The organism is Spiribacter vilamensis (genome assembly GCF_004217415.1).
Lineage (GTDB): Bacteria > Pseudomonadota > Gammaproteobacteria > Nitrococcales > Nitrococcaceae > Spiribacter > Spiribacter vilamensis.
The window spans coordinates 1,991,918-2,010,073 of the sequence record NZ_SHLI01000001.1; the positions used below are offsets into that span (position 1 = coordinate 1,991,918).

General features: G+C 68.6%; 21 protein-coding genes. 17 read left to right on the forward strand and 4 right to left on the reverse strand.

Annotated elements, in window-relative coordinates:
• The first annotated feature begins 74 nt into the window (after nt 1–74).
• Nucleotides 75–569, forward strand: coding sequence for an MOSC domain-containing protein (locus tag EV698_RS09845; protein WP_239016265.1), 495 nt, complete (start codon nt 75–77; stop codon nt 567–569).
• The gene (locus tag EV698_RS09850; protein WP_130503889.1) at nt 566–802 is read left to right on the forward strand and encodes a hypothetical protein; all 237 of its coding nucleotides are present in this window, start codon (nt 566–568) and stop codon (nt 800–802) included. The genes EV698_RS09845 and EV698_RS09850 overlap by 4 nt, the downstream gene beginning before the upstream one ends.
• On the opposite strand, the gene EV698_RS09855 is transcribed toward EV698_RS09850, so the two are convergent.
• Nucleotides 791–2,221 carry an FAD-binding oxidoreductase gene (locus EV698_RS09855; protein ID WP_130503890.1) on the reverse strand — a complete coding sequence of 477 codons (1,431 nt, stop codon included), beginning with the start codon at nt 2,219–2,221 and terminating at the stop codon, nt 791–793. The two genes, EV698_RS09850 and EV698_RS09855, sit on opposite strands and share 12 nt — an antisense overlap.
• Nucleotides 2,222–2,330: 109 nt before the next feature.
• On the opposite strand from EV698_RS09855, the gene EV698_RS09860 reads away from it, so the two are divergent.
• From EV698_RS09860 to EV698_RS09895, 7 genes are all read left to right on the forward strand, one after another.
• On the forward strand, nt 2,331–2,900 hold the full coding sequence (locus EV698_RS09860) for a YfaZ family outer membrane protein (protein ID WP_165385774.1): 570 nt from the start codon (nt 2,331–2,333) through the stop codon (nt 2,898–2,900).
• Nucleotides 2,866–4,005, forward strand: a complete 1,140-nt coding sequence (locus EV698_RS09870; RefSeq protein WP_207220523.1) for a polysaccharide deacetylase family protein — start codon at nt 2,866–2,868, stop codon at nt 4,003–4,005. Before EV698_RS09860 ends, EV698_RS09870 begins: the two co-directional genes overlap by 35 nt.
• On the forward strand, nt 4,002–4,775 hold the full coding sequence (locus EV698_RS09875) for a metallophosphoesterase (RefSeq protein WP_130503893.1): 774 nt from the start codon (nt 4,002–4,004) through the stop codon (nt 4,773–4,775). The genes EV698_RS09870 and EV698_RS09875 overlap by 4 nt, the downstream gene beginning before the upstream one ends.
• A 75-nt stretch (nt 4,776–4,850) precedes the next feature.
• The gene (locus EV698_RS09880) at nt 4,851–5,021 is read left to right on the forward strand and encodes a rubredoxin (protein ID WP_130503894.1); all 171 of its coding nucleotides are present in this window, start codon (nt 4,851–4,853) and stop codon (nt 5,019–5,021) included.
• Between the two features lie 2 nt (nt 5,022–5,023).
• Complete coding sequence (gene thiE, locus EV698_RS09885) at nt 5,024–5,659, forward strand: thiamine phosphate synthase (protein WP_130503895.1); 636 nt, start codon at nt 5,024–5,026, stop codon at nt 5,657–5,659.
• Nucleotides 5,656–6,939 (forward strand): glutamate-1-semialdehyde 2,1-aminomutase, encoded by a 1,284-nt coding sequence (gene hemL / locus EV698_RS09890; RefSeq protein ID WP_130503896.1) that lies wholly within the window; start codon nt 5,656–5,658, stop codon nt 6,937–6,939. Before thiE ends, hemL begins: the two co-directional genes overlap by 4 nt.
• Nucleotides 6,936–8,804, forward strand: a complete 1,869-nt coding sequence (locus tag EV698_RS09895) for a VTT domain-containing protein (protein ID WP_130503897.1) — start codon at nt 6,936–6,938, stop codon at nt 8,802–8,804. The genes hemL and EV698_RS09895 overlap by 4 nt, the downstream gene beginning before the upstream one ends.
• Here EV698_RS09895 and mpl read toward each other — a convergent pair.
• Both mpl and EV698_RS09905 read right to left on the reverse strand, forming a co-directional pair.
• Nucleotides 8,775–10,118 (reverse strand): UDP-N-acetylmuramate:L-alanyl-gamma-D-glutamyl-meso-diaminopimelate ligase, encoded by a 1,344-nt coding sequence (gene mpl, locus EV698_RS09900; RefSeq protein WP_130503898.1) that lies wholly within the window; start codon nt 10,116–10,118, stop codon nt 8,775–8,777. The genes EV698_RS09895 and mpl overlap by 30 nt on opposite strands.
• Nucleotides 10,115–10,621, reverse strand: coding sequence for a hypothetical protein (locus EV698_RS09905; RefSeq protein WP_130503899.1), 507 nt, complete (start codon nt 10,619–10,621; stop codon nt 10,115–10,117). The genes mpl and EV698_RS09905 overlap by 4 nt, the downstream gene beginning before the upstream one ends.
• Nucleotides 10,622–10,753: 132 nt before the next feature.
• Here EV698_RS09905 and EV698_RS09910 point away from each other — a divergent pair, with 132 nt between their 5' ends.
• The 8 genes from EV698_RS09910 (at nt 10,754) to EV698_RS09945 (ending at nt 17,667) form a co-directional block, all read left to right on the forward strand.
• Entirely contained in the window at nt 10,754–12,013 is a 1,260-nt protein-coding gene (locus EV698_RS09910) for a 6-phosphofructokinase (protein WP_130503900.1), read from the forward strand.
• Between the two features lie 61 nt (nt 12,014–12,074).
• Complete coding sequence (gene ppa / locus EV698_RS09915) at nt 12,075–12,602, forward strand: inorganic diphosphatase (protein WP_130503901.1); 528 nt, start codon at nt 12,075–12,077, stop codon at nt 12,600–12,602.
• Between the two features lie 5 nt (nt 12,603–12,607).
• Entirely contained in the window at nt 12,608–13,171 is a 564-nt protein-coding gene (locus tag EV698_RS09920; protein WP_130503902.1) for a cob(I)yrinic acid a,c-diamide adenosyltransferase, read from the forward strand.
• Between the two features lie 2 nt (nt 13,172–13,173).
• On the forward strand, nt 13,174–14,055 hold the full coding sequence (gene prmA, locus EV698_RS09925; protein WP_130503903.1) for a 50S ribosomal protein L11 methyltransferase: 882 nt from the start codon (nt 13,174–13,176) through the stop codon (nt 14,053–14,055).
• A 52-nt stretch (nt 14,056–14,107) separates the two neighbouring features.
• A complete protein-coding gene (locus EV698_RS09930) occupies nt 14,108–14,371 on the forward strand; it encodes a helix-turn-helix domain-containing protein (RefSeq protein ID WP_207220524.1) in 264 nt (87 codons plus the stop codon).
• An 18-nt stretch (nt 14,372–14,389) separates the two neighbouring features.
• Entirely contained in the window at nt 14,390–15,967 is a 1,578-nt protein-coding gene (gene purH, locus EV698_RS09935; RefSeq protein WP_130503905.1) for a bifunctional phosphoribosylaminoimidazolecarboxamide formyltransferase/IMP cyclohydrolase, read from the forward strand.
• Between the two features lie 21 nt (nt 15,968–15,988).
• Complete coding sequence (gene purD, locus EV698_RS09940) at nt 15,989–17,287, forward strand: phosphoribosylamine--glycine ligase (protein ID WP_130503906.1); 1,299 nt, start codon at nt 15,989–15,991, stop codon at nt 17,285–17,287.
• A complete protein-coding gene (locus tag EV698_RS09945) occupies nt 17,284–17,667 on the forward strand; it encodes an MAPEG family protein (protein ID WP_130503907.1) in 384 nt (127 codons plus the stop codon). Before purD ends, EV698_RS09945 begins: the two co-directional genes overlap by 4 nt.
• Here the strand turns inward: EV698_RS09945 and EV698_RS09950 are convergent.
• Entirely contained in the window at nt 17,657–18,076 is a 420-nt protein-coding gene (locus tag EV698_RS09950) for a YbaN family protein (protein WP_207220525.1), read from the reverse strand. The two genes, EV698_RS09945 and EV698_RS09950, sit on opposite strands and share 11 nt — an antisense overlap.
• Between the last annotated feature and the right edge of the window lie 80 nt (nt 18,077–18,156).

Here is an 18,156-nt window from a genome sequence, read left to right on the forward strand (position 1 = left end):
GTTCGTTCCTCGCGAGTGGAAACCGGAGATTAACAGGCTGCACGATGCCCCGGGAAACGGGTTATAGTCCCGCCATGCAAACCACCATGCGCCTGCTGATGAGCCAGTACCCGCGAGCGGGACAACTCGACTGGATCGGGTTGCGGCCGGCGCGTCATGCACCGATCGAAAAGCCCGCGACGGCCGAGGTGAACGCCACCGGCCTGGTGGGTGATCGCTACGCGGGCCGCAGCGGGACGCGCGCGGTAACGCTCATCCAGGCCGAGCATCTGCCGGTGATCGCGGCGCTGGCGGGGCATTCGAGCATTGATCCGGCGATTACCCGGCGCAACCTGGTTGTCAGCGGCATCAATGTCTACGCCCTGCGCGGCGAGCGTTTCCGGGTGGGAGGCGTGCTGCTCGAGGGGACCGGCACCTGCGATCCCTGTTCGTTCATGGAGCAGTCGCTGGGCGTGGGTGGCTATAACGCCATGCGCGGTCATGGCGGGATCATCGCGCAGGTGCTCGAGCCCGGACATATCGCGCTCGGCGACCCGGTGGTGGCGGAACTGGAGGATGCGGCCCCGTGAGTGATCTGCCCCGACTGTTCCGGACGCTGGGCTGGGTGTTTCTGGCGATTGCCCTGAATATCGTGCTGATCGGCGTCGGCGCCCTGTGGATGAAGGTCGGCCCGGCGGCCATCGATCTGCTCCTCGACCCGGCCAACGCCGTTATCTGGTTGACCACCGCGCTGACCTTCGCGCCGGCGGTGGGCAGCTTCTATGCCGCCCGCCTGATGCGGCGTCGGCAATCATCCGGCTGACGGCGGGCGGCCGATGGGCGGGACGACCTTGCCGGGGTTGAGCCGGTCGTCGGGATCGAAGGCCGTTTTGAGCCGGCGCATCAGGTCCTGCTCCACCGGCGACTTCAACCGCGCCACTTCTCCCGGCTTGAGCTGACCCACCCCGTGTTCGGCCGCGAAGGATCCCGAGTAGGCCATGGCGATGTCGTGGACCCGGCGAGTCAGCGGGGCCCACTGTTCCAGAAAGGCCGCGTCGGTCATGGTCGTTGGCCGGGTCAGGTTGAAGTGGATGTTGCCGTCGCCGATATGGCCGAAGGGGCAGGGCCGGACCCCCGGGCAGGCCTCGATTACGGCGGCGCTCGCGGCCTCGATAAAGGCCGGGATATCGGCCACGGGCACGGAGACATCGTTCTTGATGCTGGCACCGGCGCCCTTCTGTGCGCCGGGGATGCTGTTACGCAGGCGCCAGAAATCCGCCGCCATCGTCGAATCGGTGGCAATGCGGTAATCCCCGATACCCTCCGCCGTCCCTGACAGGGCGTCTTCGAGGCGCCGATCCAGCGCCGCGTCGCGGGCACTGCTGGTGAGATCGATGAGCAGATACCAGGGATAGGATGTGGTCAGCGGCTCCGCGCAGCCCGTGCCATGGGCGATGGCGAGCGATAGCGGCTCGCGTCCCATCAGCTCGCAGCTGGTGATAGTGTCACCGCTGTCGGCGCGCAGTCGGCCGAATAGCGACACCGCCGCGGCGGCGCTGTTGAGACCGACGATTGCCGTGGCGCGCTCGCGGACCGGCGGGAAGAGCTTCAGGGTGGCGGCGGTGATGATCCCCAGTGTTCCCTCGGCACCGATGAACAGATCCTTCAGGTCATAGCCGCTGTTGTCTTTGCGCAGGCCTCGCAGCCCGTCCCAGATACGGCCGTCGGCAAGCACTACTTCCAGCCCCAGCGCCAGATCCCGGGCATTGCCGTAGCGCAGGACGTTCATCCCGCCGGCATTGGTGGCGAGGTTGCCGCCGATCTGGCAATCGTTCTCGGCCGCGTAGCTCAGCGGAAACAACCGCTCCGCCCCCGCGGCGGCGGCCTGGAGATCACTCAGCAGGCAGCCGGCCTCGGCGGTCAGGGTGAAGTTGTCGGCGTCCACGCGACGGATGCGATTGAGCCGCTCCAGCGAGAGCAGGATAACGTCGGCGTTATCGTCGGCCGCGGCACCGCCGCACAGGCCGGTGTTTCCGCCCCGGGGGACGACACCGACGCCATGCTCGGTCGCCATTTGCATAACGGTGGCGACCGCCTCGGTGTCGGCGGGGCGGACCACTGCCCGTGCACGATTGCCGGCGAACAGGCCGCGGCGTTCGGTGAGGTAGGGGTCCATGCCGGGGCCCGGCGTGATGACCGCTTCCTCGCCGAGTCGCTGTTGAATGGCGCTGATGATTTCCATGTCCCGATTATCCCACTCCGGCCGGCCGACGACCATCACGGGGCCATGCCCAGCAGGCACTGTCGGTGTATCATTTGACCCACAACAATCAAGCCGAGGAACGGAATCGATGATGATGCGCAACGCGACCCTGGGTGTGCTGATCGGAGTGGCGCTGACACTGCCGGCGGCCGCCGACACGATTGATGTCAACGTCAGCAGTGATGCCGCGCAGCTGGGTTACATCCGGACACTGCCGCCCGAGGGGCTGGAAGCCGGTGCGGCCTTTATGCATCACAATGACAACGGCGAAATCGCCGAGGCGGAGCTGCACCTCGTCGACCGCCCGCAGCCTGGCCGTGACGCGCTGGTACTGGGGATCGGCGGCAAGGCGACGATCATTAACGAGGACCCGCGTAACGCCACCGGGGCCGCCCTGGCACTGGGTGCGAAGGCGCGCTGGACGCTGCCGGTCTACAACCGTGCCGCCGTGGCGGGTGGACTTTATTTTGCCCCGTCCGCGACGTCGGTCAGCGACATCGATGGCTACCAGGAATACTCCCTGCGCGGTGAGTTCCAGGTGCTCGAGGACGCCAATGTCTACCTCGGTTATCGGAACATCGAGCTGAGCTACGACAACGCCGGTCCGGATCGGGATTTCGATGATGGCGTCTTTGCCGGTTTCAACCTGCAGTTCTGATCGGCCCCGTCGGCGTGCCGGAACCCGGCTGACGGCGCTGCTGGCGCTGGTGGTGGGGGTCGCTGGTGCGCCGGCGCCGGCGCTGGCGGCGGACCCCCCGGCCGCGGCGCCGGAGACCGTGGCATCGGTGCTGATGTACCACCGGGTCGGCAACTCGGACCATCCCGCCACCAATATCACCACGGCCCAGTTCCGGGCCCATCTCGATTACCTGCAGGCCAACGACTTCGAGGTCGTGCCACTGGCCCGCGTGGTCGAGGCCATGGAGCTTGGCGAGTCGCTGCCGCCACGCACCGTCGCCATTACCTTCGATGACGGCTATCGCAGCGTCGGTGACACCGCGCATGGGCTTTTGACCGAACGCGGCTGGCCTTACACGGTATTCGTTAATACCGGGCCGGTGGATGCCGGCATGGCCGGCCACATGGATTGGGATCGAATGCGCGAGCTGGCCGCTGACGGGGTACGCTTCGGCAACCACTCGCAATCCCACAATGCCCTGTTTTTCCGGCGCGAGGGCGAGACGCGGCCCCAGTGGCGCAATCGGATTCGAGCCGATCTGACCGCGGCTCAGGCCCGGTTGCGCGAAGAGCTCGGTGACGCGGTTCACCAGTCACCCCCGCTGCTGGCCTATCCCTATGGCGAGTACAGCCTCGAACTCATGGACCAGGTCGCCGAGCTCGGCTTCGTGGCGTTCGGCCAGCAGTCCGGGGCCATTGGCCTGCATGCCAATTACCTTGCGCTGCCGCGGTTCTCGTTCAACGAGCGCTACAGTGATCTCGACGGGTTCGCGGTCAAGGTCCGATCGCGGGCGATGCCGGTCACCGCGCAGACACCGCTGGATCCGGTCCGCATGGAGCGGGCGGCGCCTCGCCTGTCCCTGGCACTGGCGCCGAACACCGACATGCGAACGAGCCAGATGGCCTGCTACTACGAGGGCGAGCGCCTGACGCCGGAGCAACAGGGGGCCGACGGACGCTTCGTGGTGAAAGGCGAGGCCGATCTGCCGGTCGGTCGCAGTCGTTATAACTGCACGGCGCCGGATGCCGATGGACGCTTTTTCTGGTTCAGCCAGCTGTGGGTGGTCGGGGACGGCGGGACATGAGTGTCGCCCCGCTCAACGGCCCCCGGCTGCTGCAGATCACCGACACCCATCTCTACGCCGATCCCGACGCGGTCCATGCCGGCGTTGTACCGGAGCGGCGGTTCCGGGCGGTCCTGGCCGCCCTGTCGCCCTGGCTTGCCGATGCGCAGGCGATTCTGCACAGCGGCGACCTGGTCCATGACGGCACGCTCGCCGCGTACCAGCGGCTGCACTCGGCGCTGGGGGCGCTCGAGCGCCCGGGTCGGGTCATCCCCGGCAACCATGATGACCGCGAGGCGCTAGGGTCGGTGTTCGCGAGCGGTCCGATCAGTGCCGCGCGCACACTGGTGGTGGGGGACTGGACGCTGATCGGGCTCGACTCGCTCCAGCCCGGCCGGGTGACCGGGGCGCTCGCCGACGATGAGCTGGTCGCGCTGGACGCGGCGCTGGCGGCAATGACAACGCCCTGGTGCCTGATCGCCGTGCATCACCCGCCGGTCCCGGTGGGGACGCCCTGGCTCGACGCCCTTGGCCTCGAACAGCCCGAGCCGCTGTTGCAACGGATCGACGCGGATCCGCGCATTCGTGCGGTGCTTAGCGGGCACGTGCATACGGCGTCCAGCGCTCGCCGGCACGGGTGCCGCATGCTCACCACGCCCGCGACCGCCGCCCAGTTCCTCGCCGGTGCCGAACGCTTTACCACCGACCCCGGCGCGCCCGGGTTTCGCTGGCTGGATCTGCGCGCCGACGGCGGGATCGACACCAGTGTCGTGCGCGTCCCGATGGATTGATCGGTTGCACTTTCCAGTCCCCGGTACGGTCTTTACGCTTGCAGGGTTAAACAATACTTGATGGAGGTTAGCGCGATGGAATATCGCTCGTGGATGTGTGTGGTCTGTGGCTGGATCTACGAAGAGGAAGACGGACTGCCCGATGAGGGCATCGAGCCCGGTACGCGCTGGGAGGACATTCCCGATGACTTTGCCTGCCCGGAGTGCGGGGCCGGTAAGTCCGATTTCGAGATGATCGAGATCTGAGCATGACCCACTCTATCGCCGGGCTCTATGTCATCACCGACGCACGCCAGCCCCGGCCGGTGCCGCTGGAGACCGCGGTGGCGGCGACGCTGCGCGGCGGGGCACGGGTTATACAGTACCGTGACAAATCCGATGACGCCGCGCGCCGGCAGCGCGAGGCGGCGGGCGTTGCGGCGCAGTGCCGGGAGGTGGATGCCTGTTTCATCGTCAACGACGATGTCGAACTGGCGCGCGCCGTGGATGCCGACGGCGTCCACATGGGTCGGGACGACGGCGACGTGGCGGCGGTCCGTGCGGCGCTGGGTCCGGATCGGTGGGTGGGCGTGTCCTGCTACGGCGATCTGGACCGCGCCCGTGCGGCGATCGACGCCGGTGCCGACTACCTGGCCTTCGGCAGTATGTATCCCTCGCCGACCAAGCCCGAGGCGGCGGTGGTTCCGCTGTCGATCTTCGCCGCGGCGCGGGCGTTGACCGATCGGCCGTTGGTGGCCATCGGTGGCATCAATGCCGACAACATCGCCGAAGTGACGGCGGCCGGGGCGGACGCGGTCGCGGTGGTGAACGCCGTTTCCGGGGCGGCGGACATCGAGGCGGCGACCGCCGATCTGATTGCCCGGGGTTTTGGAGAACAGTCATGACGAGTCGATCCGAACCGCTTTTCGAACAGGCCAGCGAGTACCTTGTCGGCGGCGTCAACTCCGCGGTACGCGCGTTCCGGGCCGTGGGCGGTACGCCGGTTTTCATGCAGCGCGGCGAAGGCGCCTGGATCGAGGATGTCGATGGCAAGCAGTACGTGGATTACGTGCTCTCCTACGGGCCGCTCGCCATCGGCCATGCCCACCCGGATGTCGTGCGGGCCATCGCCGATACCGCGGCCCGGGGCACGAGCTTTGGCGCGCCCACCGAGCTGGAGACCGAGCTTGCCATGAAGGTCCGGGAGATCATGCCCGGTATCGAGCGCCTGCGCATGGTCAACTCCGGCACCGAGGCGTGCATGAGCGCGGTGCGCCTGGCGCGTGGCTATACCGGTCGCGATCGGGTGCTGAAATTCCGCGGCAACTACCACGGCCATGTCGATGCCCTGCTGGTCGAGGCCGGCTCCGGCGTGCTGACCCTGGGGATCCCCGGTTCCCCGGGCGTGCCGGCGGCGGTGACCGAGACCACGCTGACCGCCCCCTACAACGACATCGATGCCGTCCGCCAGATCTTCGCCGAGTACGGCGACAGCATTGCGGCGGTGCTGGTGGAGCCGGTCTCCGGCAACATGAACTGCGTGCCGGCGCTGCCCTCGTTCCTGCAGGGCCTGCGCGAGGTCTGTGACGAGAGCGGTGCCCTGCTGGTTTTCGACGAGGTGATGAGCGGCTTCCGGGCGGCCCTCGGCGGGGCGCAGGCGTGGTACGGCATTTATCCGGACCTCACCTGCCTGGGCAAGGTCATCGGTGGTGGCCTGCCGACGGCCGCCCTTGGCGGGCGCGCCGACGTCATGGACTGGCTCGCGCCCACCGGGCCGGTCTACCAGGCCGGGACCCTGTCGGGTAATCCGCTGGCGATGGCCAGTGGCCTGGCCACCCTCACGGCGCTCTCGAAGCCCGGGGTCCACGCCGATGCCGTGGCCTGGACTGAACGGCTGCTCGCCGGACTGCGCGAACGGGCGGCGAGTGCGGGGGTGCCGCTGCTCACGCACCAGGCCGGCACCATGTTCGGGCTGTTTTTCACCGACAGCGATTCGGTGGTCGGTTTCGAGGATGTCGCGGCCTGTGATGGTGATCGCTTCGTGCGATTCTTCCACGGCATGCTCGAGGCCGGCGTCTACCTGGCGCCCTCGGCGTTCGAGGCGGGGTTCGTGTCGACCGCCCATGATGAAACCGCTCTCCAGCACACGCTGGATGCGGCAGAGCGGGTGTTCGCCGATCTGTGAGCGGGCTCGAATCAGCGCTTGAGCCGCTCTTCGAGTGGCTCTCGGTCAACCCGGGCTGGACCGGGCTGATCATTGGCCTGATTGCGCTAACCGAGTCGCTGGCGCTGGTAGGGCTGATCGTCCCCGGCGCCATCCTGATGTTCCTGGCCGGCGCCGCCGTGGGTGGCAGCAACATCCCGATCCTGCCCATGCTGCTCTGGGCGATGGCCGGCGCGATTATCGGCGACAGCCTCAGCTACTGGCTGGGGCGCCACTATCGCGACCGGCTGCGCACCCTGCCGCTGATCCGCCGCTACCCGCAGGCGCTGGACCGCGCCGAACGGCTGTTTCGGCAGCATGGCGGCAAGAGCGTGGTTCTGGGGCGTTTCATCGGCCCCGTGCGCCCGGTGATTCCCGCCGTGGTCGGCATGCTGGGCATGCCGCCGGGGCGCTTCTTCTTCGCCAACGTGAGCTCGGCCCTGGGCTGGGCGCCCGCCTATCTGCTGCCCGGTATCGTGTTCGGCGCCTCGGTCGTCCTCGCCATGGAGGTCATGGGCCGGCTGGTCGCCTGGCTGGTGCTCGGCTTCGGTGGCTTTCTGCTGCTGCGCTGGCTTATCCCGCGCGTCGATCGGCCGCTGCGCCTCGCCGGTAACCGACTGGCGCGGGCCATTGGTCGGCACCCGCCGCCGGGGCAGTGGCAGCGTTGGTTGTTGCCGCTTCATGCCGCCGTTCGTGCGCTCCGTCACCGGCAGGGGTGGCTCTGGTGGCTGGCGCTCGTGGCGGGCCTGACAACGCTCAGCCGCGCGGTGATTGTATCTGCACCGTCGGGCTGGGAGCGCGGACTGGTCGCCCTGTTCAATGCCCAGCGTACCGAGGCGCTACAGACGATCGGGTGGACGCTGACACAGGCGGGCGGGCTGTTGCCGGTCACCGCCGCGGTGCTCACCCTGTTCGCCGTCCTCCGGCACCGCGGTGAGGAGCGGCGCGCACGTTACGCCCTGCTGAGCGTCTCGCTCGCGGTGATCACCGGGCTGGCGCTGAAGGGGCTGATCGGACTGCCCCGTCCGTCGGGACTGGCGACGACCGGCGACTGGGGGTCGGCCTTCCCCAGCGTCCACAGCGCGGCGATCGCGGCACTGGTAACGGCGTGGATAACACTGCTGCCCTGGCGGGCCCTGATTGCCCGGCGCGTGACCCTGGCGCTGGGCGGTGTGCTGGTGGGAGCGGTATCGATATCCCGCCTGCTGCTCGGGGTGCACTGGCCGCTCGATATCGTCGCCGGCCTGGGGCTGGGTATCGTTTTCGGTGCGCTGCCGGCGCTTGTCGATGGCGGTGCTCGGCAGCCGGTGCGCTTTCCGGCGGCGGTGAGCCTCTCCGCCGGGGTGCTGCTGGCGGTCACGGCCGCTGTCACCGTGCTCGACTGGCCGGATACCCGCGCGCATTACCCCTCGCGCGCGGATTTGCCGGCACCGAGCAGCGAACGGCTTGGCCTGGCGGGTCCGGGAGCGCCGTTCGTCGCGGCGGCCACCGCCGACGGGCACGGCGTCGTCGCCGACGACGGGGCGTGGAACGCGCCGCCGCCGTGGCGCTGGAACACGCTGCTGCGCTGGATCAGCCCGCGGCCGGATGCCGCCAGGCTGCCGGTGCTGCCGCGCTGGCATGAGGGCCGGCTGCCCGACCGCGTGTTCATTCGCTGGGATGTCGATCCGCGTCAGCGGTGGGTGTTGCGGATCTGGCGGGCGGAAACGCCGGCGGGTGAAACGCGTTCGTTGATCCACCTCGAGCGTGAAGTAATCCGCCCCGGTGTCCTTTTGCCGAGGCTGCGCCGCCACCGCCCGGAGCCGGCGGCGATCGAATCACTGGGGATCGGCGAGGCGCGCCAGTAGCCGGTCGTGGATGCCCCCGAAGGCGCCGTTGCTCATGATCACCACGGTATCGCCGCGGCGGGCGGCGCTCGCGACCTGCCCGATCAGGGTCTCGATGTCGGCGGCGGTCCGGCCCCGTGCACCGAGCGGTGCGAGGGCGTCGGCGACATCCCAGCCGAGATCCGGCGGCGCGAGCACGAACGACTGGTCGGCCGTGGCCAGCGCCTGGCCCAGCCGGTCACGATGGACGCCCTGGCGCATGGTATTGGAGCGCGGCTCGACCACCGCGATCAGTTGGCCATCGCCGCCTTCGGCGGCCAGTGCCTCGAGGGTGGCGGCGATCGCGGTGGGGTGATGGGCAAAGTCGTCGAGCACCTGCACACCCCCTGCCTCACCGCGCCATTGCAGACGGCGACGGACCCCCTTGAACCGGGACAGCGCGTCCAGGCCTGCGTCCATGGTGATGCCGGCATGCCGGGCGGCGAGCAGGGCCGCTGCGGTGTTCATGGCGTTGTGACGGCCGGGCAGCGGCGGAGTCCACTGCCAGTCACCGAGCTGCCAGTCGTTGCCATCGGGCGTCAGTCGATGAGCGGCGTCGGCCGCGGTCCCGAAGCCGATCCGCTCGCTCCAGCAGCCGGCGTCGAGGACCCGGGCGAGGGCCGGGTCGTCGGTGTTGACGACGATCCCGCCATTGCCGGGGACGGTGCGCACCAGGTGCTGGAACTGGCGCTCGATGGCCGCCAGATCGGGAAAGATGTCGGCATGATCGAACTCGAGATTGTTCAGCACCAGGGTCCGGGGCCGGAAGTGCACGAACTTCGAGCGCTTGTCGAAAAACGCGGTGTCGTACTCATCCGCCTCGATCACGAAAAAGGGTGCCTGTCCCAAACGCGCCGGGGTGTCGAAGTTCTCGGGCACGCCACCGATCAGAAACCCGGGCTCGAGGCCGGCCGACTCGAGGAGCCAGGCCACGAGGCTCGCGGTGGTGGTCTTGCCATGGGTGCCGGCGACGGCGATGACCCAGCGCTCGTGGAGGATGTGCCGCGCCAGCCAGTCCGGTCCGGAGTGGTAGTCGAGTCCGCGATCGAGCACCGCCTCCACGGCCGGGTTGCCCCGCGACAGGGCGTTGCCGATGACGACCTGGTCGACGCGGTCGGCATGGACCAGTCGCTCATAGCCCTCGTGGACCTCGACGCCGGCGGCCGCGAGGACATCGCTCATGGGCGGATAGAGCGGGCCGTCCTGTCCACTGACCCGGTAGCCCGCCTCGCGGGCGAGCAGCGCCAGCCCGGCCATGAATGTCCCGCCAATGCCGAGGACGTGAACATGCCTCATGCGCCGGACGCCATGCGTACGAAGGCACTGCCGCCGAAGACATAGGCGAGGGTGATGCCGATGCTGAGCGGACCGGTCATCGCCAGGGCAGCCTTGAGGATGTGATTGACGACGGCGATATTCCAGACGAGCAGCGCCAGAAACGCCAGCGCACCGATGGCCGTGGCCTCGTCGGGTCTGCCGATCAGTAGCAGGATCGGCAGACCCACCACCGATATGAAGGCATCGGTGGCGAACAGCGCGGTGGCGCTCTGGACGAACCGCGGCGCGTATCCCCGCAGCCACAGGGCAATCGCCAGAAAGACCAGGTTGTAGCCGGCGAGCAGCCCGATCTGCAGGAGCGGATTGGTGTCGGGCGTAAAGCGCTGGATGACGGGGACGTTGATCGCCGCGGTCAGGGCGATCGCGGCGCCCATGAGACCGGTGGAAAAGGGCAGATCCTGCGGGCCGGCACGAAGCGTGACGAGCCCCAGAACCGGCTGGATGACGCGATTTGCGGACATTGTGTCGACTGCCTGCGGTTACCTGGAGGTGCCGCCGATGGTACCTGCTCGCGCGGGCGGCGTCGCGAGCGGGCCGCCGCGCCGACGAGTTGGTAGACTCGCGGATCTGATCAGGACAGAGGGGGAGTTCACATGCATGCCAGAAACGCCTTTTACGCCCAGTCCGGCGGCGTCACCGCGGTCATCAACGCCAGTGCCGCCGGGGTCATCGAGGCCGCACGCGAGCATCCCGAGGCGATCGGGACCGTCTATGCCGGGGCCAACGGCATTCTCGGTGCGCTCCACGAGGAGCTCATCGACACCGCTCGCGAGTCGGCGGAGACCATCGCCGCACTGCGCTACACGCCGGCGGGGGCCTTCGGCTCCGCGCGCTACAAGATGAAGGGGCTGGAGGAAAACCGCGCCGAGTACGAGCGCCTGATCGAGGTGTTCCGGGCCCACAACATCGGTTATTTCTTCTATAACGGCGGCGGTGATTCCCAGGACACCGCGCACAAGGTCTCGCAGCTGGGCGAAGCCATGGGCTACCCGATCACCTGCATCGGTGTTCCCAAGACCGTGGATAACGACCTGCCGGTGACCGATACCTGTCCCGGCTTCGGCTCGGTGGCCAAGTACATCGCGGTGTCGACGCGCGAGGCCGGGCTCGACGTCGCCTCCATGGCGGAGACATCGACCCGGGTGTTCATCCTCGAGACCATGGGGCGGCACGCCGGCTGGATCGCCGCCGCCTCGGCCCTGGCGCGGGACCGGGACGACGCCCCGCCGCATGTCATCCTGCTGCCCGAGGTGCCGCTCGACGAACAGCGCTTCCTGGCCCGGGTGCAGGCCTGTGTGGAGCGGATCGGCTACTGCGTGGTGGTGGTCTCCGAAGGGCTGCGAACCGCTAATGGCGAATTCGTCGCCGACCAGGGCACGCGCGATGCCTTCGGCCATGCCCAGCTCGGCGGTGTCGCGCCGGCGGTGGCGTCGATGGTGCGCGATCACCTGGGCTACAAGTATCACTATGCCATCGCCGACTATCTGCAGCGGGCCGCGCGCCACATCGCCTCCGCGACCGACGTGGAGCAGGCCCATGCGCTGGGGCGGGCCGCGGTGGAGCTGGCGCTCGCCGGGCATAACGCGGTCATGCCGACCGTCGTGCGCGACGCCGACAGCCCTTATCGCTGGCACGTGGGTCAGGTGCCGCTGGAGACGGTGGCCAATCGCGAGGCGAAGATGCCCCCCGAGTACATCGACGCCGATGGGCTGTTCGTCACCGAGGCCGCATTGCGCTACCTGCGCCCGCTCATCGCCGGCGAGGACTACCCGCCCTATCGCGACGGCCTGCCCGAGTACGCCCGCCTGCGCGGCGAGCGCGTGGCGCGCCGGTGTCCGCCGTTCGGGGACTGACCCGAACCCGACCGCGGCGTATACTCCACGGCATTCAGCACATCGACATCAGGAGGTTTTCATGGCCTACGAGGGCATCGACGCCGGCAAGAAGCTGCCGGACGACATCAATATCATCATCGAGATCCCGGCCAACGCCGATCCCGTCAAGTACGAGGTGGACAAGGACTCCGGCGCCATCATGGTCGACCGCTTCATGGGTACGTCGATGCGCTATCCGGCCAACTACGGCTATATCCCCGACACGCTCTGCGGTGATGGCGATCCGCTCGACGCGCTCGTGGTCACGCCGTTCCCGCTCGCGATCGGTTCGGTCATCCGCTGCCGCCCCGTGGGGGTGCTGGAGATGGCCGACGAGGGCGGTGAGGATGCCAAGCTGCTGTGCGTGCCGATCAGCAAGCTCACCCCGATCTACGACCGGGTCAACGGCCCGGATGACCTGCCGCCGCTGCTGCTCGAGCAGATCGGTCACTTCTTCGAGCGCTACAAGGATCTCGAGCCGGGCAAGTGGGTCAAGGTGAACGGCTGGAAGGGTTATGACGCCGCCGTGGCCGAGATCAACGACTCGATCAAGCGCTTCGGCGGCTGATCGACATGGTCAAGCTCACGCGCATCTACACGCGCACCGGCGATACCGGACAGACCGGGCTGGGCGACGGCAGCCGGGTCGCGAAGACCGATCCGCGGGTGACCGCCTACGGCACGGTCGACGAGCTCAATGCCCTGCTGGGGATCTGCCGCCTGCACGCGGGTGGAGACCTGGAGTCGGCGCTGACGCGCATCCAGAACGATCTGTTCGATGTCGGTGCCGATCTGTGCACGCCCGAGCAGGAAGACCCGCCGTTCGAGCCGCTGCGCGTGGTCGAAGGCCAGACTGAGTGGCTGGAGGCGGAAATCGACCGCGTCAATGCCCATCTCGAGACGCTGCGCTCGTTCGTGCTGCCGGCGGGCACGCCGGCGGCGACGCACCTCCACCACGCCCGCACCGTGGCCCGGCGGGCCGAACGCGATACCGCGGCACTGGCGGTCACAACGCCTATCAACGAGAACGTACTGCGTTATCTCAACCGACTCTCGGATTACCTCTTTGTCCTGGCCCGCGATGCCAACCGCGACGCCGGGGGCGATGTGCTCTGGCAGCCCGGCGAAAACCGCTGACCATGCCTGCTCACCAGGTTGCATTCGAGGTCGCGGCGTCCCGGGTGGACACCCTGGAGGCGGTGCTCGAGGCGGCCGGGGCCGAGGCGATTACCTGGGCCGAGGCGCCCGGCAGTGGCGCGGTCCTCGAGCCGCCGCCCGGCGAGACCCGGCTCTGGGACCGGATGCGCGTCGAGGCGCTGTTCCCGGCGGACTGGGACCACGACGCGATTCGGGCCGCCGTGACCGAGGCGCTCGACGGCGAGCCGCCGGACTGGCAAACCACCGAGATCGCCGATCAACCCTGGGAGCGGGCCTGGCTGGAGCATTTCCGGCCGCAGTGCTTCGGCGGCTCGCTCTGGGTCGTGCCGTGGGGCATGGATCCGCCCGATCCCGACGCGGTGAATATCCGCCTCGATCCCGGGCTCGCCTTCGGCACCGGCACCCATCCCAGTACCGCACTCTGCCTCGCGGCGCTGGCGGCAGAGCCACCGGTGGGCGAGACGGTGATCGACTACGGCTGCGGCTCGGGTCTGCTGGCGATCGCCGCGCTGCGCCTGGGGGCGGCCCGGGTACTGGCGGTGGACAACGACCCGCAGGCGCTTGTCGCGAGCCGCGACAACGCCGAGCGCAACGGTGTCGCCGATCGGCTCGAAGTGGCGGGCCCGGACGCGGTGTTGCCAGTCGCCGATCGCGTACTGGCGAATATCCTCGCGGGGATCCTGCAGGGGCTGGCGCCGAGGCTCACCAGCGCGCTCGCCGCTGGTGGCCGGCTGACCCTGGCCGGTCTTCTCGCGAGCCAGGCCGAGTCGGTGCAGGCGGCCTACGAACCCGCGTGCCGATTTGCGCCGCCGGTCGCCCTTGACGAGTGGGTCCGGCTCGATGCTCGACGCGCGCCGCTTTAACGGGCCGGGTGTTGCGTTTATGCTTTCCGCTTTTCCGCGAAGGATCCACCCCATGGAAGACGAGACTGCGCCGGAGAGCGCCAGCGTCGGCCCTATCCGCGCCTGTGTGTACGACACGGTGACCGCCTACTTCCAGCACCTCGACGGGCAGACCAGCCATGATCTCCACCGCATGGTGATCGAGCAGGCCGAGGCGCCGCTGCTGGAGGTCGTCATGCGCGAGTGTGGCGGCAATCAGACCCGGGCCGCCGACGCCCTGGGGATCAACCGCGGGACACTGCGCAAGAAACTGCGCCAGTACGGTCTCGAAGACTGAAAGCGACGGAGTCCATTCATGACGGCTGCTTCCACAATCCCGCCACTGCGACGGGCACTGATCAGTGTCTCCGACAAGACCGGGATCGAGACGCTCGCCCGCGCCCTCGCTGACCGGGGGGTCGAGATCCTCTCCACCGGCGGCACCGCCCGACTGCTCGCCGAGGCGGGTATAGCGGTGGTCGAGGTGAGCGAGCACACCGGTTTCCCCGAGATCATGGCGGGGCGGGTCAAAACCCTGCACCCGCGTATTCACGGCGGGTTGCTGGGTCGTCGAGGGCAGGACGACGCGGTCATGGCCGAGCAGGCCATCCCGCCCATCGATCTGCTCGTGGTCAATCTCTACCCCTTCGAACAGGCAGTGGCCCGGCCGGACTGCACCCTCGCCGACGCCATCGAGAATATCGATATCGGCGGGCCGGCGATGCTGCGGGCGGCGGCGAAGAACCTTGACGGTGTCGGCGTGGTGACCGCGCCCGATCAGTACCCGGCGGTGATCGATGCCGTCGTGGCCCATGGCGGTCTGGACGAGCGCCAGCGTTTCGACCTGGCGGTGGCGGCGTTCAACCATGTCGCGCGCTACGATGCGGCGATCAGCGACTATCTCTCGGCTCGCAACGCCGACGGTGAGGTTTCGACGTTCCCGGGTCAGCTCAACCGTCACTGGGAAAAGGCCGCGGAGCTTCGCTATGGCGAGAACCCGCACCAGGCGGCGGCGTTCTATCGCGACCCGCAGGCGGCGCCGGGCAGCTTCGCCCACTATTACCAGTGCCAGGGCAAGGCGCTTTCCTACAACAATCTGGCCGATGCCGACGCCGCCTGGGCCTGTGCCGGTGCCTTCGATGCCCCGGCCTGTGTCATCGTCAAGCATGCCAATCCCTGTGGCGTCGCCGTCGCCAACGATCTGTCAGCGGCCTACGACGCGGCCTTCGCCACCGACCCCACGTCCGCGTTCGGCGGGATTATCGCCTTTAACCGGCCGCTCGACGCCGATACCGCTCGGGCGATCGTCGAGCGGCAGTTCGTCGAGGTGATACTGGCGCCGTCGGTCAGCGACGACGCCCTCGCGGTGACCGCGGCCAAGGCCAATGTGCGGGTGCTGACCATCGCCGACGGGCCGGTCAGCCCTGCCGGGTGGCGGCTGCAACCACTGGGCGGCGGACTGCTGGTGCAGGATCAGGACAGCCCGCTGATCGGTGACCAGGGGGTGCGCTGCGTGACGCGCGAGCCGGTGAGCGATGCCCTGCGCGCGGAGCTGGACTTCGTCTGGCGGGTGGCGAAGTTCGTCAAGTCCAACGCCATTGTCTATGGTCGCGATGGCCGGACACTGGGTGTCGGTGCCGGCCAGATGAGCCGCGTCGACAGCGCCCGGATCGGCGTCAGCAAGGCGGAGGCCGCCGGCCTCGATCTGACCGGCTCGGTGCTTGCCTCGGACGCGTTCTTCCCGTTCCGCGACGGCATCGATCAGGCCGCGGCCGCCGGGGTGCGGGCAATCATCCAGCCCGGCGGCTCGCGGCGCGACGACGAGGTGATCGCCGCGGCGGACGAGCACGGCATCGCGATGCTGTTCACCGGCATGCGTCATTTCCGGCACTGAGCGAGCGACGGGGGGAGCGAGATGAAGATCCTGGTGGTGGGAAACGGCGGCCGTGAGCATGCCATGGCGTGGCGGCTGGCACGCTCGCCGCGCAGCGAGCATGTCTATGTCGCACCGGGCAATGCCGGTACCGCGCTCGAGGATGGGGTCAGCAATGTCGATACCGATGTCGGGGATATCCCCGGGCTGATCGAGCGCGCCCGGGCCCTGGCGGTGGATATGACCGTCATCGGCCCCGAGGCACCGCTTGCCGCGGGTATTGTCGACGCCTTCGAGGCCGCCGGCCTGGTCTGCCTGGGGCCGCATCGGGCGGCGGCGGAACTGGAGGCCTCGAAGGCCTTTGCCAAGGCATTCTTTGCCCGTCACGACATCCCCGGTGCCGACTCCCGGACCTTCGATGCGCTGGCGCCGGCGCAGGCGTATATCCGCGAGCGCGGCGCACCGCTGGTTATCAAGGCCGATGGCCTTGCAGCGGGGAAGGGGGTGACCATTGCCCATAGCGTCGAGGACGCGCTGGCCGCCGCGGCGGACATGCTCGACGGTGCGTTTGGTGCGGCCGGCGAGCGCATCGTGGTCGAGGATTTCCTGACCGGCGAGGAGGCGAGCTTTATTGCCTTGGTGGACGGCGAGACCGTGCTGCCGCTCGCCAGCTCACAGGATCACAAGGCCCGGGATGCCGGTGACGTGGGTCCCAATACCGGCGGCATGGGCGCCTATTCGCCGGCGCCGGTGGTCACGGACGCCGTCCACGAGCGCATCCTCGAGTCGGTGATTCGGCCCACGGTGCAGGGACTGGTGGCCGAGGGCCGTGGCTTTAAGGGGTTTCTCTACGCCGGGCTGATGATCGATGCCGAGGGCGAGCCTCGAGTGCTCGAGTTCAACGTCCGCCTGGGCGACCCGGAGACGCAGCCGATCTTCATGCGCCTCGCGAGCGATCCAGTCACGCTGTTCGAAGCGGCCCTGACGGGACGGCTCGATGAGCAGACGGTGGCCTGGGATCCGCGGCCCTGCCTCGGCGTGGTACTGGCCGCGGCGGGCTATCCGGGCGGTTACGAGCGCGGTCACGTGATCGAGGGGCTGATCGGCGCCGACACCGATGAGCGCAAGCTCTTCCATGCCGGTACGGCCACCGACTCCGAGGGGCGGCCGGTGACCGCCGGCGGCCGGGTACTCTGTGCCTGCGCCCTGGGGACGGACATCACTGCTGCCCAGAAGGCGGCCTACGACCTCGCGGACGGGGTGCGCTGGCCGGGGCGATTCATGCGCCCCGATATCGGTCATCGCGCGGTGGAGCTGCAACTGCACGGGGAGGAGTCATGACCATCGCCTACTGGTCCGTTCTGGCGGTTATCTTCATGCCGTTCGTGTTCGCCGGTCTGGCGAAGTCGCAGGGGCGGTTCGACAACGCCCGGCCGCGGGAATGGCTGGCCGGGCTCACCGGCTGGCGGCAGCGCGCACACTGGGCGCAGCTCAATACGTTCGAGGCCTTCCCGCCGTTTGCCGCGGCGGTACTCATCGCCCACCAGGTGGGTGGCGCCCAGGGATGGATCGACGCCCTGGCGGTCGCCTTCGTGCTGCTGCGGCTCGGTTACGGCGCGGCCTACATCGGCGACCGACCGACGCTGCGCAGCCTGCTCTGGACTGGTGCCTTCGCCTGCGTGGTCGGGCTTTTCTTTGTGGCGGCGCTGACTACGGCCTAGGGCCGTGCGGGCGGGTTGCCAGGAAGGTAACCACGCAGGCCAGCACCGCAGTCGCCGAGAGCCGGGCATAGAGCGGTTCGACACTGATCCACATCCATCCCCAGCTCAGTGCGATCAGCACCAGTGCGGTGATCTTGGCGCGTGGGCGGATCGCCCGGTGGTCACGCCAGTCGCGGAGAAGGGGCCCGAACCGGGGATGGCTGTAGAGCCAGGCATGCAGGGCCGGCGAGCTGCGCGACGCGCACATGGTGGCAAGCAGAAGGAACGGCGTCGTCGGTAGCAACGGCAGGACCACACCGATACTGCCCAGGCCGATAAAAAACAGCGCCAGTGCCAGCCAGGCGCGCCGCACCAGCCGTGCCCGCAGGCTGCTGGCCGCCGGCCGTTCCCGGTTGTCCTCCTGCTTCAATGCAACCCTCCGCTCACCCTGCATCGGGCTGACCTGGATCAATTCGCCCCATCGCCGAAGCGCTTATGATGCCATGAATC

Bases quoted from the DNA above. Each gene is read 5' to 3' on its own strand.
- EV698_RS09845 (WP_239016265.1), top strand. From the start codon at position 75: ATGCAAACCACCATGCGCCTGCTGATGAGCCAGTACCCGCGAGCGGGA.
- EV698_RS09855 (WP_130503890.1), bottom strand. From the start codon at position 2,221: ATGGAAATCATCAGCGCCATTCAACAGCGACTCGGCGAGGAAGCGGTC.
- EV698_RS09860 (WP_165385774.1), top strand. From the start codon at position 2,331: ATGATGATGCGCAACGCGACCCTGGGTGTGCTGATCGGAGTGGCGCTG.
- EV698_RS09870 (WP_207220523.1), top strand. From the start codon at position 2,866: ATGGCGTCTTTGCCGGTTTCAACCTGCAGTTCTGATCGGCCCCGTCGG.
- EV698_RS09875 (WP_130503893.1), top strand. From the start codon at position 4,002: ATGAGTGTCGCCCCGCTCAACGGCCCCCGGCTGCTGCAGATCACCGAC.
- EV698_RS09880 (WP_130503894.1), top strand. From the start codon at position 4,851: ATGGAATATCGCTCGTGGATGTGTGTGGTCTGTGGCTGGATCTACGAA.
- thiE (WP_130503895.1), top strand. From the start codon at position 5,024: ATGACCCACTCTATCGCCGGGCTCTATGTCATCACCGACGCACGCCAG.
- hemL (WP_130503896.1), top strand. From the start codon at position 5,656: ATGACGAGTCGATCCGAACCGCTTTTCGAACAGGCCAGCGAGTACCTT.
- mpl (WP_130503898.1), bottom strand. From the start codon at position 10,118: ATGAGGCATGTTCACGTCCTCGGCATTGGCGGGACATTCATGGCCGGG.
- EV698_RS09905 (WP_130503899.1), bottom strand. From the start codon at position 10,621: ATGTCCGCAAATCGCGTCATCCAGCCGGTTCTGGGGCTCGTCACGCTT.
- EV698_RS09910 (WP_130503900.1), top strand. From the start codon at position 10,754: ATGCATGCCAGAAACGCCTTTTACGCCCAGTCCGGCGGCGTCACCGCG.
- ppa (WP_130503901.1), top strand. From the start codon at position 12,075: ATGGCCTACGAGGGCATCGACGCCGGCAAGAAGCTGCCGGACGACATC.
- EV698_RS09920 (WP_130503902.1), top strand. From the start codon at position 12,608: ATGGTCAAGCTCACGCGCATCTACACGCGCACCGGCGATACCGGACAG.
- prmA (WP_130503903.1), top strand. From the start codon at position 13,174: ATGCCTGCTCACCAGGTTGCATTCGAGGTCGCGGCGTCCCGGGTGGAC.
- EV698_RS09930 (WP_207220524.1), top strand. From the start codon at position 14,108: ATGGAAGACGAGACTGCGCCGGAGAGCGCCAGCGTCGGCCCTATCCGC.
- purH (WP_130503905.1), top strand. From the start codon at position 14,390: ATGACGGCTGCTTCCACAATCCCGCCACTGCGACGGGCACTGATCAGT.
- purD (WP_130503906.1), top strand. From the start codon at position 15,989: ATGAAGATCCTGGTGGTGGGAAACGGCGGCCGTGAGCATGCCATGGCG.
- EV698_RS09945 (WP_130503907.1), top strand. From the start codon at position 17,284: ATGACCATCGCCTACTGGTCCGTTCTGGCGGTTATCTTCATGCCGTTC.